This is a genomic window from Ideonella sp. P3_A4 (assembly GCF_056403075.1).
The window spans coordinates 1-12,643 of the sequence record NZ_JBFUGE010000148.1; the positions used below are offsets into that span (position 1 = coordinate 1).

General features: G+C 67.5%; 13 protein-coding genes and 1 pseudogene. 5 read left to right on the plus strand and 9 right to left on the minus strand.

Annotated elements, in window-relative coordinates; genetic code table 11:
* The 3 genes from AC1DYI_RS14955 to AC1DYI_RS14965 all read left to right on the plus strand — a co-directional run.
* Nucleotides 1–485: proprotein convertase P-domain-containing protein (locus tag AC1DYI_RS14955; protein ID WP_477204917.1), on the plus strand; the 485-nt coding region annotated here is incomplete at its 5' end.
* 34 nt (nt 486–519) lie between these two features.
* Nucleotides 520–1,077 (plus strand): YgjP-like metallopeptidase domain-containing protein, encoded by a 558-nt coding sequence (locus tag AC1DYI_RS14960; protein WP_477204918.1) that lies wholly within the window; start codon nt 520–522, stop codon nt 1,075–1,077.
* 165 nt (nt 1,078–1,242) lie between these two features.
* On the plus strand, nt 1,243–1,449 hold the full coding sequence (locus AC1DYI_RS14965; protein ID WP_477204919.1) for a hypothetical protein: 207 nt from the start codon (nt 1,243–1,245) through the stop codon (nt 1,447–1,449).
* Between the two features lie 27 nt (nt 1,450–1,476).
* Here AC1DYI_RS14965 and AC1DYI_RS14970 read toward each other — a convergent pair whose 3' ends face one another.
* From AC1DYI_RS14970 to AC1DYI_RS15005, 8 genes are read right to left on the minus strand one after another with little or no spacing between them, the layout of a single operon-like run.
* Nucleotides 1,477–1,767 (minus strand): DUF971 domain-containing protein, encoded by a 291-nt coding sequence (locus AC1DYI_RS14970; protein ID WP_477204920.1) that lies wholly within the window; start codon nt 1,765–1,767, stop codon nt 1,477–1,479.
* Nucleotides 1,764–2,777 carry a HEAT repeat domain-containing protein gene (locus tag AC1DYI_RS14975; protein WP_477204921.1) on the minus strand — a complete coding sequence of 338 codons (1,014 nt, stop codon included), beginning with the start codon at nt 2,775–2,777 and terminating at the stop codon, nt 1,764–1,766. The genes AC1DYI_RS14970 and AC1DYI_RS14975 overlap by 4 nt, the downstream gene beginning before the upstream one ends.
* 4 nt (nt 2,778–2,781) lie before the next feature.
* Complete coding sequence (locus AC1DYI_RS14980) at nt 2,782–3,660, minus strand: ABC transporter ATP-binding protein (RefSeq protein ID WP_477204922.1); 879 nt, start codon at nt 3,658–3,660, stop codon at nt 2,782–2,784.
* Nucleotides 3,657–4,520: an ABC transporter permease gene (locus AC1DYI_RS14985; RefSeq protein ID WP_477204923.1), complete on the minus strand. Its 864-nt coding sequence runs from the start codon at nt 4,518–4,520 to the stop codon at nt 3,657–3,659. The genes AC1DYI_RS14980 and AC1DYI_RS14985 overlap by 4 nt, the downstream gene beginning before the upstream one ends.
* Nucleotides 4,517–5,938, minus strand: a complete 1,422-nt coding sequence (locus AC1DYI_RS14990; RefSeq protein WP_477204924.1) for an ABC transporter substrate-binding protein — start codon at nt 5,936–5,938, stop codon at nt 4,517–4,519. The genes AC1DYI_RS14985 and AC1DYI_RS14990 overlap by 4 nt, the downstream gene beginning before the upstream one ends.
* A 16-nt stretch (nt 5,939–5,954) precedes the next feature.
* Nucleotides 5,955–6,215 carry a 4Fe-4S dicluster domain-containing protein gene (locus AC1DYI_RS14995; protein WP_477204925.1) on the minus strand — a complete coding sequence of 87 codons (261 nt, stop codon included), beginning with the start codon at nt 6,213–6,215 and terminating at the stop codon, nt 5,955–5,957.
* A gap of 10 nt (nt 6,216–6,225) precedes the next feature.
* Complete coding sequence (locus AC1DYI_RS15000; protein WP_477204926.1) at nt 6,226–7,992, minus strand: fumarate reductase/succinate dehydrogenase flavoprotein subunit; 1,767 nt, start codon at nt 7,990–7,992, stop codon at nt 6,226–6,228.
* A 4-nt stretch (nt 7,993–7,996) separates the two neighbouring features.
* A complete protein-coding gene (locus AC1DYI_RS15005) occupies nt 7,997–8,806 on the minus strand; it encodes a GntR family transcriptional regulator (protein ID WP_477204927.1) in 810 nt (269 codons plus the stop codon).
* A 138-nt stretch (nt 8,807–8,944) separates the two neighbouring features.
* Between AC1DYI_RS15005 and AC1DYI_RS15010 the strand changes: the two genes are divergently transcribed.
* Nucleotides 8,945–9,685 carry a CAP domain-containing protein gene (locus AC1DYI_RS15010; protein ID WP_477204928.1) on the plus strand — a complete coding sequence of 247 codons (741 nt, stop codon included), beginning with the start codon at nt 8,945–8,947 and terminating at the stop codon, nt 9,683–9,685.
* Between the two features lie 12 nt (nt 9,686–9,697).
* On the opposite strand, the gene AC1DYI_RS15015 is transcribed toward AC1DYI_RS15010, so the two are convergent.
* Entirely contained in the window at nt 9,698–11,599 is a 1,902-nt protein-coding gene (locus tag AC1DYI_RS15015; protein ID WP_477204929.1) for a serine hydrolase domain-containing protein, read from the minus strand.
* 273 nt (nt 11,600–11,872) lie between these two features.
* Here AC1DYI_RS15015 and AC1DYI_RS15020 point away from each other — a divergent pair.
* Nucleotides 11,873–12,643, plus strand: a pseudogene (locus AC1DYI_RS15020) (hypothetical protein); the annotation flags it as partial.

Consider the following 12,643-nt stretch of genomic DNA (forward strand, 5'->3'; position numbering starts at 1 on the left):
AGCCTGTGCAAGGCGACTGGGTGCTGAACGTGCGCGACCTCGAAGGCCAGGACGTCGGCCGCATCGAACGCTGGGGCATGGGCCTGCAGCTCGACAGCGCGGCAGCGGCCGTGGTGCGCGGCGAAGTGGCGCCCGACATGCGGATCCCTGACAACTCGCCGACCGGCGTGATCAGCACCATCGCGCTGGCCCAGGCCGGCAGCGTGCGCAGCATCAAAGTCGCACTCGACATCACCCACACCTACATCGGCGACCTGCGCATCGAGCTGATCTCGCCGACCGGCCGCAGCACAGTGCTGCATGGCCAGCTCGGTGGCGGGCAAGACAACCTGAAGGCCACGTTCGACTCGGCGACCCCGCTGTCACCCCTGAGCGGCCTGGCCGGGCAGCCGATCCCCGGCAACTGGACGCTGCGGGTGGCCGACCTGGCGCCGGTCGACGTGGGCACGCTGAACAAGTGGAGCGTCGAGATCGTGCCAGCCTGAGCAGCATGCCCGACGGGGCAGGGACAATCGCGGCATGACCGCGGTCCCTGCCCCACTCCCTTTGTCACCGCGGCCGCTGAAGTACCTGGCCGGTTATCCGCACACGCTGGTGGCCCAGGCACAGCGGCTGATCGACGAAGGCCGCCTGGGCGACACGCTGCGACAGCGCTACCCCGAGATGCACACGGTGCGCACCGACGGCGCGCTGTACGAGCACGTCAACGCGCTGAAGACCCGCTTCATGCGCAACGCGCCGCCCCTGTCCAAGGTAGCGTATGACAACAAGCTGAAGATCCTTCAGCAGGCGCTGGGCACGCACACCATGGTCTCGCGGGTGCAGGGCACTCAGCTGAAGGCCAAGCGCGAGATCCGCATCGCCAGCCTGTTCAAGCAAGCGCCGGCCGACTTTCTGCAGATGATCGTCGTGCACGAACTGGCGCACCTGCGCGAGCGCGAGCACGACAAGGCCTTCTACGCGCTGTGCACGCACATGGAGCCGGCCTACCACCAGCTCGAGTTCGACACCCGGCTGTGGCTGACCGCGCTGGAGCTCGAAGCGCCCGATTTGGTCCCCGAAAAGCCCAAAACCTAGGGTCAACCCGGACGTTTCAGTCAGGGTTGACCCGCAGTTCATCCGCTTTTGGCGCAGTTCATCCGCTCGCGCCGTCGGCCGGTCGCAGCTCGATGGCGGTGGCGAAGGGGACTTCCTACAGTCCACCCATCGCAACAACGCCGCAAGGCCTAGCAGGAGCCCCACATGACCGCCGCCACCCCCCGTTTCGCCGCCCAAGAGACCGCCGTCCGCCGTCTGGCCGCCGGTTTCGCCCTGGTGCTGACGCTGGGCCTGGTCGCCATGCTGGGCCAGCTGGCCGACCGCCAATACGACGACGCGCTGATGGCCCAGGCCGACAACGCGCCGACCCAGGTCGTCGTCGTGCACTCGACCCGCCTGCCGCGCGGCTAAAAGCGCGCAGCGCGCTGGCCCAGGATTTCAGTCCGCGGCCAGCACGCGCAGCAGGGCCCAGGGGTAGATGCCCCGCTCGTGGCCATCGCTGAAACGCAGGTTCAACGCGTACTGCCCCACCGGTTCGGCCGCCGCCAGGTTCACGCCTGCCGGCGGCTGCTGTATTTCGCCCTGCAAAGCCGCCGCCTTGCAGCCGGCACATCGACACGCCGCGCGCAGACGCGCGGCCTCGATCAGCACCTCGCCGTCCACCCAGTGCAGCCGCAAGCCCTGCGGCCCCCATTCGACCGCCTGCGGCACCGTCTCGATGACGCTCACAGCGACCCCAGGCGCTGCAACGCCAGCCGCACGGCTTTGCGCACCTCCGGGTCCGGGTCGGCCTCGGCGGCTTGCAACGCCGGYACGGCTGTCGAGTCACCGATCTCGCCGAGCGCAATCGCGGCCTCCTTGCGCAGGTTGCCGGCCTGATGCAGCAAGGCTTCGGTCAATACGCCTAACGCCGCACTGTCACGCAGACGGCCCAGCGAACGCGCGGCGCGCAGCCGCACCTGCCAGTAGGGATCGTCCATCGCCTCGCGCAGGGCCGCGCCACTGGCCGCACTCGCRCTCGCACCCACTGCTGCCTCGCCCGCGACCAGCTTGCCCAGCGTCGTCGCTGCCTCCTCGCGCACCGCCCAAGCGGCGTCGCGCAGCGCGCTGCACAACGCCGGCAGCACGGCCGGCGCGTCAGCGTGGCTCGCGAGCCCCAAGGCGCCAGCTGCCGCGCGGCGCACTTCCGCGTCCGCATCACCAACGGCCAATTCAGCCAGCGGCGCCAGCGCGTCGCTTTGCTTGAGCCAGCCGAGCACGCCCACCGCCTCGCGGCGCACGCCCGCGTCGGCATGGCGCAGCGCCGCCAACGCCGGCCCGGCCGCCGCTGGCACACGCAGCTCGCGCAAGGCCCGCAGCGCAGCACCGCAGACAAAGCTGTCCGCGTGACTGGCATGCGGCACCAGGCGTGCGCCAGCAGCGCCGTCTTTCAGCTCGGTCAACGCCTGCGCGGCGGCTTGGCGCACAGCGGGTTCATCGCGCAGTGCGTCGGCCAGCGCATCCACCACGTCGGCGTCGTCCCAGCCAGCCAGCGCCCGCGCGGCCTCGGCACGCAACTCGGGCTCGGGGTCCAGCCGCAGCAGACTGGCGATCGTCGGCAGCAGCACTTCGTCTTCGACATCGGCAAAAGCCAGCAGCGCGACGCGGCGCACGCCGGGGTCCGTGCTCAACAGGCGTTGTCGCAGTGCCGCCGTCTCGGGGGCCGTGTCGGGGTGCAGTTCAGGAAGCAAAAGAGTCATGGCGTCAGGTGGCGAAGTTCCATTGCGGCAAGGCCAGGGGCAAGGGGTGCAGGGCCGAGCCCAACGGCGTCAGCCGCTCGGGCGGCTCCACCGGCGCGTCGTGGCGCAGCAGTGCCAGGCAGCGGCGTTTCAAGGCGACGAACGCCGGTTCGGTCAACTGACCGGTGTGGCGGGGCCTGGGAAACGGCACCGTCAGCTCTTCTAGGATGCGACCGGGGCGCGGCCCGATGATCAACACGCGGTCGGCCAGGAACAGCGCCTCGTCGATGTCGTGGGTGACGAAGAGGATGGTCGTGCGCAGCCGGTTCCACAGGTCCAGCAACAGCTCTTGCATGTGGGCGCGGGTCAACGCATCGAGCGCACCGAAGGGCTCGTCCATCAGCAGCACGCGCGGCTTGTTGATCAGCACGCGGGCAATCTCGACCCGCTGCTGCATGCCGCCCGACAGCTCGCGCGGGTAGCGGCCCTCGAAGCCGGCCAGGCCGACTTGCGCGATCATCTGGCGCGCTTCGGCTTCGCGCGCGGCGCGGTCGATGCCCTTGAGCTTCAAGCCATAGGCCACGTTCTGCAGCACCGTCTTCCACGGGAACAGCGTGTGGTGCTGGAACACCAGGCCACGATCGGGGTGCGGCCCTTCGATCGGCTCGCCATTGAGCCGCAGCGAACCGCGCGCCGGCGGCAGGTGACCGGCCAGCGCGCCGAGCAGCGTCGACTTTCCGCAGCCCGAGGGCCCGAGCAGGCAGACCAGCTCGCCGGGTGCCGCATCGATGCTGACATCGTGCAGCACCTCGAAGCGCTGCGCGCCCTGGCCGAGCGCGATGCTGACATGCTCGACCTGGACCCGCGCGCCATGCAGCGAATCGTCTTGTGTGGCTTCCGTCATGGCGTCCCCCGTTGCGGCCGGTACCACGGCATCAGCCGGCGACCGGCCCACTGGATCAGCGCACTGCTGCCCATGCCGAGCGCGCCGATCAACAGCATGCCGACGATGATGCTGGGGTAGTTCTGCACCGTGTACGACTCCCAGGTGTAGTAGCCGATGCCGTACTGGCCGGCGATCATTTCGGCGGTGACGAGGCAGAACCAGCAGGTGCCCATGCCGATCGACAGACCGGTCACGATGCTGGGTGCGGCGCCTGGCGCAATGACTTCGCTGAACAGACGCCAGCGTCGCGTGCCGAGGCTGCGCGCCGACGCGATCAGGCGCGCATCGACCGCCTCGACACCGTGGATGGTGTTGAGCAGGATCGGGAACAGCGCACCGACGAAGGTGATGAAGATCATGCTGCCTTCGGACGACGGGAACATCAGGATCGCGAGTGGGATCCATGCCACCGCCGGGATCGGGCGCAGCACTTCCAACGGCGGCAGCAACGCATCACGCGCCCAGCGCAGGCGGCCGATCAACAAACCCGACCCGATGCCGAGCAACGCCGCGAGGCCGAAGCCCGCGCCGACGCGCCACAGGCTGCTGGACAGGTGTGGCCACAGCTTGGGCGAGTGGAACAAGCTCCATGCGGCACCCAGCACCTCGGCCGGCGGCGGCACGTTGGCGAAGGTGATAACGCCCAGGTTCAGGTGCAGCGTCGCGGCCCAATGCCACAGCAGCAGGCAGGCGACGATCGAGCCGGCTTGCCAGGCCGGGCGTTGCCAGGCGTTGGCAGCGGCACTGTCGCGAGGTGAAGGATCGGCATCGACGCCTGGCGCCCCTGCCGCCTCCTCAGTCGTGCTGAGCGCGCTCATGAGCCCGCCGCGACCTTGACGCCGGCCCCAACCGCCGCCTGCGCGCCGGCGAAGTCCAGCACCTTGCCCTTGTTCGCGGTCGCATAAGCCACGGCCGCGTCCTTTTGCAGGAACGCACTCAGTTGGCCCTTGGCGTCGAGTGCATACCAGGTCGTCGGCGCCAGCAGCTTGATACGGTGCATCAGATCGTGCACGTAGACCGCCTTGGCCGACTTGCCCGAGCGCTCCAGTTTCTGCAGTTCACCCAAGGCCGCCTCGATGCTGGCGTAGTGCCGCACCTTCGGCTCACCCTGGACCCAGATGCCGGCCACCCGCTGCATGTCGGTGATCGGCTTGCCAGTCAGCGCATCGTTGGCCTGCAGTGGCAGCTTGTCGCGGTTGGCCAGCCGCGCTTCGTAGTTCAGACCCGATTGCTTGAACGCCTCGCGGATGTAGTGGTCGTCGATGAAGGTCTCGGCATTCAGCGGCGACTCGCGACCCAGCAGCTTCAGCGTCTCGATCGAAGTCTTCAGCGCCTGGCGGTATTCGGGCTTCCAGCTCAGGTCACGTGTCTGCAGCCCCAGCGGCCCGTGGTACAGGTAGTTCACCGCCGCCTCGATGCCGGTGACCTTCTCGATCAGCTCGCTGTACTTCTCGGGCTCGGCCGCCATCAGGCGATCGGCCTCCAGCGCGGCGCGCAGGAAGGCGACCACCACCTCGGGGTACTTCTTCGCGTACTCGGCGTTGACCAGCGAGCCGTGGTACGTCGGCGCATTGGCCTGCGAGCCATCGAAGATCTTGCGCGCGATGCCGCGGTGCTCGAACAGCTCGGAGAACGGCACGAAGTCGGCGTGCGCCTCGATCTTGCCGGCCTGCAGCGCCGGGCCGGCCACTTCCGGCGCCTGGGTCGTGATGTTGACGTCCTTCTGCGGGTCCCAGCCTTGCGCCGCCACCGCGCGCAGCAGCATGCCGTGGGCAGTGGATGCGAACGGCACCGAGATCGTGCGGCCCTTCAGCTCGGACAGCGACGTGACTTTCGAATCGCGCGGCACGACGACGCCATTGCCGCTGCCCAGCGTGCTGCCCGACAGCACGGTGATGAACACGCTTTGCTTGCCCGCTTTCAGGAACGCCGCGCCGTTGTTGGCGCCAGGGAAGTCGGCCATCGAGCCGAGGTCCAGCTTGTCGGCCACCATCTCGTTAGTCAGCGGCGCGCCGGAGGTGAAACTCTTCCACTGGATGTCGTACTGAACGTCCTTGTACTTGCCGTCGTGCGGCAGGTACTTGTCCAGCAGCTTCAGCTCGCGGATCAGCAGGCCGCCGGTCGCGCAGTTGATGGTCGTGTCTTGCGTGCCGATGGCCACGCGGATGGTTTCACCGGCATGGGCGCCGAACGTGGTGGCCAGCAACAGCGCCAGCAGGGGACGGATGTACTTCATGGGTCAGGGCCTTCGTCTAACGCAGCAGATAGGGGATGTCGACATGCACGGCGCCGGTGGGGCAGTCCTTCTCGCAAGGCATGCAGTACCAGCACTCGTCGAACTTCATGTAGGCCGCGCCCTTGACCAGGTCGATGGCCAGCACGTCGAGTGGGCAGACGTCGACGCAGACGGTGCAGCCCTTGTGGGCGATGCACTTGTCGGCGTCGATCGTGACGGGCACGGTGGCCGGGTGCAGCGCCAGCGGGGCGATCGGGATGGTGGTGGTCGTTTGCATGGTCAGTTCCTCAGGCAGCCACCGGCTCGGATGGCTCTTGCAACGGCGCGGCAATGCGCAGTTGGCGGTAGGCGTTTCGTTCGGTCTCGGCGATCGGCACGATGTAGGGCTCGATCGCGCGCTTGAAGCTCACCATCCGTCCCTGCTCGTCCTTCTTCAGCTGGGCGTGGCAGAACCACTCCGCGTCGTTGCGCTCGGGGTAGTCGACCCGCGCGTGGTACAGGCCCCAGCGGCTTTCGGTGCGGTAGAGCGACGCGCGCGCGGCCATCTCGGCACAGTCGCGAATCGCGTGCACTTCGAGCGCGCGCATCAGCTCGTGCGGCTCGCGCGCCTTCATCTGCTCCAGGTCGTCGCGGATGCTTTCGAAGCGTTCGAGCCCGATCTCCATCTTGCGCGTCACCTTGGGCGGCTGCAGATAGTCGTTGACCATGCGGCGCAGCTTGTATTCGACCTGGTTCGGCGGTAGCCCGTGCTCGCGTTGCAGCGGCGCCCAGACACGTGCGCGCTCGCGCTCGACCTGTTCGGCATCGACCGGTGCGAAGTCGCCGTTGCCTTCTTCGATGTAGCGCACGCAGCTCTCAGCCGCCAACCGGCCGTAGACGAAGGCGCCAAGCATGTAGTTGTGCGGCACGCAGGCCATGTCGCCGGCCGAATGCAGCCCAGCCACCGTGGTGCGGGCGTACTCATCGACCCACACGCCCGAAGCCGAGTGGCCGCTGCACAAGCCGATCTCCGAGATGTGCATCTCGACCATGCGCTCGCGATAGTCGGTGCCGCGCCCAGCGTGAAAGCGACCGCGGCTGGGCCGCTCGTTGGTGTGCAGGATGGTCTCGATCGTCGAGATCGTTTCTTCGGCCAGGTGGTCGAGCTTCAGGAACACCGGGCCCTTGCCGCCCTGCAGCTCCTGGAAGAACTCCCACATCATCTGGCCGCTCCAGTAGTCGCACTCGATGAAGCGTTGGCCCTCGGCGTTGGTGGTGTAGCCACCGAACGGGCCGGTCACGTAGGCACAGGCCGGGCCGTTGTAGTCCTTGATCAACGGGTTGATCTGGAAGCATTCGAGGCCCGACAACTCGGCGCCCGCGTGGTAGGCCATCGAGTAGCCGTCGCCAGCGTTGGTCGGGTTCTCGTAGGTGCCGAACAGGTAGCCCGAGGCCGGCAGTCCCAACCGGCCAGCGGCGCCGCAGCTCAGCACCACCGTTTTCGCGCGAATGACGTGGAAGTCCGCCGTGCGGCAGTCGAAGGCCATCACGCCGGCCACACGTGGTCCGCCGGCGGCGTCGTTGTCCATCAGCAGGCGCGTCGCGACCAGCCGGTTGGTGATCTCGACCCGGGTACGCTTGAGCTGCCGGTACAGCACCTTCTTGATGTCATGGCCTTCCGGCATCGGCAGCACATAACTGCCCATGTGGTGGACCTTCTTGACCGCGAAGTCGCCGGTCTCGTCCTTCTCGAACTTGACGCCCATGCGGTCCAGCTCTTCGATCATCGCGAAGCTGTTGGCGGCATAGGCCATCACCGTCTTCTGGTTGACGATGCCGTCGTTGGCGATGGTGATCTCGCGCACGTACTGCTCCGGCGTGGCGTGGCCAGGGATGACGGCGTTGTTCAGGCCGTCCATGCCCATCGAAATGGCGCCGCTGCGCTTGACGTTGGCTTTTTCCAGCAGCAGCACGCGCAGCGCCGGGTTGGCCTGCTTGGCCTTCACCGCCGCCATCGGGCCGGCCGTTCCGCCGCCGATGACGACGACGTCGTATTCGTGTTCGTGGGTTTGCATCGGGTCAGGTCTCCTGGGGGCGCTGGCGATCGACGCGCAGGCGGTACTGGAAGGTGTCGGCGCGGAAGTACAGGTGTTCGTAGTCAACCGGCCGCTGCTGCGCGTCGTGCGTCAGGCGCTCGATGTGCAGCACCGGCGCACCCTCACGCACGCGTAGCGCGCTGGCCAGCTCGTCATCGGCCAGCGTCGCGTCAATCGTCAGGTCGGCATGGCCCAACGGCAGGCCGCATTCGTTCTCGAGGATCAGGAAGATGTCGCGCGTCACCAGATCGGCCTGGGCCAGCTTGCGGCCCAGCGCTTCGCTCACGTAGGTCACTTCCAGCGAGACCGGTTCGCGGTTGAGCAGGCGCACGCGGCGGATTTCGGCCACCGGTTCACCTGCGGCCAGCTGCAGGCGCTGGGCAACATCCGGCTCGGCCGGAATGAAGCGCAGATCGAGCAGCTGGTTGAGCACCTCGTAGCCCATCGCCGACATCGATTCGGCAAAGCCCATCAGGTGGCTGACGTTCTGGAAGGCCTTGGGCCGCGAGACAAAGCTGCCTTTGCCTTGCAGTGTGTAGATCAGCCCTTCTTTCTGCAGGTCACCCAGCGCCTGGCGCACGGTGATGCGGCTCACGCCAAAGGTTGCGCCCAGGTCTGCTTCCGACGGCAGCTGCGACAGCGGCGCGTAGCTGCCATCGAGGATGCCGGCGCGCAGACGGTGCTTGATCTGCGCATGCAACGGCCCGGTCGGCGCCGGCGACGTGAAGTGCGGCGCGGTCGGCGGCAATGGCGGGGTCGGCAGCTGAAACAGCTCGGCTGTCTTCGGTCTCATGCGGTGGCAACCTGTTATGACGAGTGCCGCGAAGCGTAGAGACTGACGCCGGCCGCGTGAATGAAGATTGCGGCATATCCTTAGTCAGCGCAGGAGCCAGGTTTGCCGTTGATGCTTATCTGTTCTGTGTTGTCGACCATGCGCACCACCGCCCTTTTGCTGTTCAGCTCGGCTCTCTGCCTGGGGGTCGCCGCCCCGATCGTCCACGCCGCCGAGAGGCAAGCCCAGCTGACGCAGGTCGAGCGGCTGGTGGTCGAGCGCAGCAATGCGTTCAGGCAATCACAAGGGGTGGCGCCGGTGGCGCCTGAGCGGGCGTTGACCACAGCAGCACAAGCCTTTGCGGCCTACATGGCCCGTACCGACAACTACGGCCACGAGGCCGATGGGCGTGAGCCGTCTCAGCGTGCGCAAGCCCAGGGCTACAGCTACTGCATGGTGGCCGAGAACATCGCGATGCAGTACAGCTCGCTCGGCTTCGAAACCGAGGAGCTGGCACGGGGCATGGTGCAGGGCTGGATCGACTCGCCCGGCCACCGCCACAACCTGCTGGCGCCCGAGGCAACCGACATCGGCGTGGGCATGGCGCGCAGCCCCAGCAGCGGCCGCTACTACGCGGTGCAGATGTTCGGCCGACCTTCCTCGCTGCTGCTGAAGTTCTCGCTCAGCAACCGCAGCCGCGTGGCGCTGAACTACCAACTCGACGACAAGCGCTACGCGCTGCCGCCCGGCATGACACGCACGCACGAGCAGTGCAACACGCCTGCGCTGTCGGTCAACGTGCCAGGCCAGGCCGAGGCCATGACGCTGAAGCCGGCCAACGGCACGCGCTACCGGTTCGAGCCGTCCGTGCGCGGTGTCAAAGTGGTGACAGACAGCTGAACCTGAGCACGCTCAGTAGCGGCCGGCCCACCACAACAAGCCTCCCTGCCAAGCCACTGCGATCGCAGCAAGGCCCGCCACGACGATCAACCCGTGGTGCCAGCGCCGCCATCGGCCGACGCCTTGTACTGCCTGCCGCCAAGGCACGACGGCTGACACCAACGTGGCGCCCAATGCCAGCCACGTCAGCCCTTGGACCGCCCGCAAGGTGTGACCGAACGTCGCTCCTCCCACGGCCAACGGATCCGCCATGAGCAAGCCCATCGCGCCCAGCAGCGCCAACCAGGGCAGCAGCGTGAACAGCGCCGACCAGCGCACCAATCGCCCAAGCGCCTGTGCAGCCAAGGTCGGCGGTTGTAGCCGCCTGCGGAAACGCCGCAGCACCGCACCGATTGGCCAGGCCAACAGCGTCAGCAGGTTCACTGTCAGCGCCACGGCCAACGTGCCACCGACCACACCGGCACGTTCGTACCAGGCCGCCTGCTGCCACACGGCCACCGGAACATGCCCGCCCATCTCCCAGCGGCCCTCGGCGTTGCGGCGGAAGTAGACCCGCCTCGGCGCGGCCTGCGAGTCGTCGCTGCCCTCGGCCTGCCACACACCGCTGCCCACCGACCGCAACGGCAGCGGCTGGTCTTTCTCGCCACGCACCGAGCTGACCATCAATCGACCGTCGGGTGCGCGCGCCACCGTCACCTGCGACAGCAGGCTCCCCAGCTTGCCGGGGCTGTGCTCTGCACGTCGGCTGCTCATGTAGCTGCCTTCGATGCCTTGGTCGTCTTGGGCTTCGGCCACCGCTACCAGGGCCGGCGGGCCGCCGATGTAGCGCTCGACGAAGCGGCGGAACAAGGCGTCGCGCAACACGCGCTTGCCAGCGCTGTTCTGCACGAAGAACACACCCACGCGCTGCTCGGGCAGCAGGTACAGACCGCTGTGGAACCACATGGTGTCGCCGCCATGGCTGATGACCCGGGGGCCGAAGGCATCGTCTTCCCAGAAGCCCAGCGTCATCGCCGGGGCTTGCGGGTGCAGCCGCCATTGCGGCGCCTGCATGCGCGCTAGCCAGGTGGGCGACAACGCTGCTGGTACCGCGTCACCCGGCGATACCTCGCCCCCGCCCAGATGCGCCAACATGAATCGCCCCATGTCGGCCACCGTGGCAGACGCCGAGCCGGCCGGCGCCACGCGCAGCCACTCGAAAGGCTGCGCGGCCTCTGAGCCCAGGTCGTAGCCTTGCGACAAGCCCGCCGCCAAAGCGGCCGGCAAAGGCTGCGCGAAGCTGGTGTGCGCCATGCCCAGCGGCTGCAGAAGTTGGCGCTGCAGATGGTCCGCAAAAGGTTGGCCGCTGCGCCGCTCGACGATGTAGCCGGCGAGCGTGGCGCCATAGTTGGAGTAGGCCGCCGTGCTGCCCGCCGCGAAGATGCGGGGCGGCAATTGCGTGCGCAGGTAGTCGCCCAGGCCAGCCGATTCGCCCGGTTGCATCCACATCCCCTGCACGGTCTCTTCGAAACCTGCGGTGTGCGTCATCAACTGGCGCAGCGTCACCGGATGGCCCTGGTACGGCGGCAGCGGAAAGTCCAGGTACTGCTGCACATCCGCATCGAGTGACAGCTGGCCCTGCTCGACCAGCCGCATCACCGCGGTCCAGGTCAGCAACTTCGACACCGAACCGATGCGAAACAGCGTGGTGTCCGCGGTGACCGCCAACTGCCCCGCTCGGTCGGCCCAGCCGTAGCCGCGCTGGAACAGCACACGGCCATCCTTGACCACGACCACCGCGGCGCCGGCTATGTCGGCCTGCTTCAGCTCATTCGGCAGGTAGCCGTCGAAGAACGACGACAGATCTTCCGCGCTCATCGCAGGCTTGGCTGCGGGCTGCGCCGACGCCGTGACCACGGTCAGCAAGGCAACCATACCCGCGCCGACCAGCGCCCGCAGCCGTGTCCAGGCCTGGGCCCTAACGCCTTGTCCTTGTCCCTCCATCGCCTCGCCTCTCGATCGGCATGCCAAGGGCGTGCAATGTAGACAGCGACCGCACCGCACACCACTTCGATGCGATGAACTGCATCGGCGCGGGCATGAAGCGGGGTGATCGGTGACGCCGGCCCAAGCGAAGTCAGCCGCCCCACGGGTAAGCCACTGCGCAAATCAGTTAGGCTGTCTCACCACACACTTGGAGGGGAAGCCATGATCCCATTGCGTTCGACGTCTCTGCTGCCGGCCGTTTTGCTGCTGGGTTCGTGCCTGGGTGCGCACGCTGCGACCTATCAGGTGACACCCTTGGCAGAGCGCGGGTCGTGTTCAGCAATCAATGCCCAAGGCACGAGCGTCGGCAGCTCACGTGTCGGCTTCGACGAGCACGACCGGTCCGCATGGATCGCCACACCGCGCGGCAAGGTTCGAATCGTGCACGGGGCAGGCGACAAAGAGGCGTGGTACGGCAACGCCATCAATGCCTCGCGCATGATCGCCGGCGAGGTGGTCTACGAGAAGACCTTTGGCTTTCACTACGCCGCCACGTGGGCACCAGACGGCACGGTGAGCCGATTGCCGCAGATCATCGACGGGGCCAGCTCGGCACTCGGCATCAATGATGCCGGTGACGTCGTCGGCGAAGCACCTGGCATGACCGACGGCACCCACCCGATGATGTGGACCGAAGGCCGTGTCATCGACCTGGCCCCCGAAGCCTGGTACGGCTATGCCCGCGCGATCAACAACCACAAGCAAGCGGTCGGCGTCGTCAACGACGCGCCGCACCAGGCCGGCCAGGCGGCGCTGTTCGAGAACGGCACGGTCACCAAGCTCGGCACGCTCGGCGGCCGCAGCAGCGAAGCGGTGGACATCAACGAGGCTGGGCACGTGGCCGGTTATTCCGAGGTCACCGACAACGACTGGGTCACCCACCCGTTCATCTATGCCGACGGGGTGATGCGTGACCTGGGAGCACCAAGAGGC

Bases quoted from the DNA above. Each gene is read 5' to 3' on its own strand.
- AC1DYI_RS15015 (WP_477204929.1), bottom strand. From the start codon at position 11,599: ATGGTTGCCTTGCTGACCGTGGTCACGGCGTCGGCGCAGCCCGCAGCC.
- AC1DYI_RS14980 (WP_477204922.1), bottom strand. From the start codon at position 3,660: ATGACGGAAGCCACACAAGACGATTCGCTGCATGGCGCGCGGGTCCAG.
- AC1DYI_RS14995 (WP_477204925.1), bottom strand. From the start codon at position 6,215: ATGCAAACGACCACCACCATCCCGATCGCCCCGCTGGCGCTGCACCCG.
- AC1DYI_RS15005 (WP_477204927.1), bottom strand. From the start codon at position 8,806: ATGAGACCGAAGACAGCCGAGCTGTTTCAGCTGCCGACCCCGCCATTG.
- AC1DYI_RS14965 (WP_477204919.1), top strand. From the start codon at position 1,243: ATGACCGCCGCCACCCCCCGTTTCGCCGCCCAAGAGACCGCCGTCCGC.
- AC1DYI_RS14990 (WP_477204924.1), bottom strand. From the start codon at position 5,938: ATGAAGTACATCCGTCCCCTGCTGGCGCTGTTGCTGGCCACCACGTTC.
- AC1DYI_RS14985 (WP_477204923.1), bottom strand. From the start codon at position 4,520: ATGAGCGCGCTCAGCACGACTGAGGAGGCGGCAGGGGCGCCAGGCGTC.
- AC1DYI_RS15000 (WP_477204926.1), bottom strand. From the start codon at position 7,992: ATGCAAACCCACGAACACGAATACGACGTCGTCGTCATCGGCGGCGGA.
- AC1DYI_RS15010 (WP_477204928.1), top strand. From the start codon at position 8,945: ATGCGCACCACCGCCCTTTTGCTGTTCAGCTCGGCTCTCTGCCTGGGG.
- AC1DYI_RS14960 (WP_477204918.1), top strand. From the start codon at position 520: ATGACCGCGGTCCCTGCCCCACTCCCTTTGTCACCGCGGCCGCTGAAG.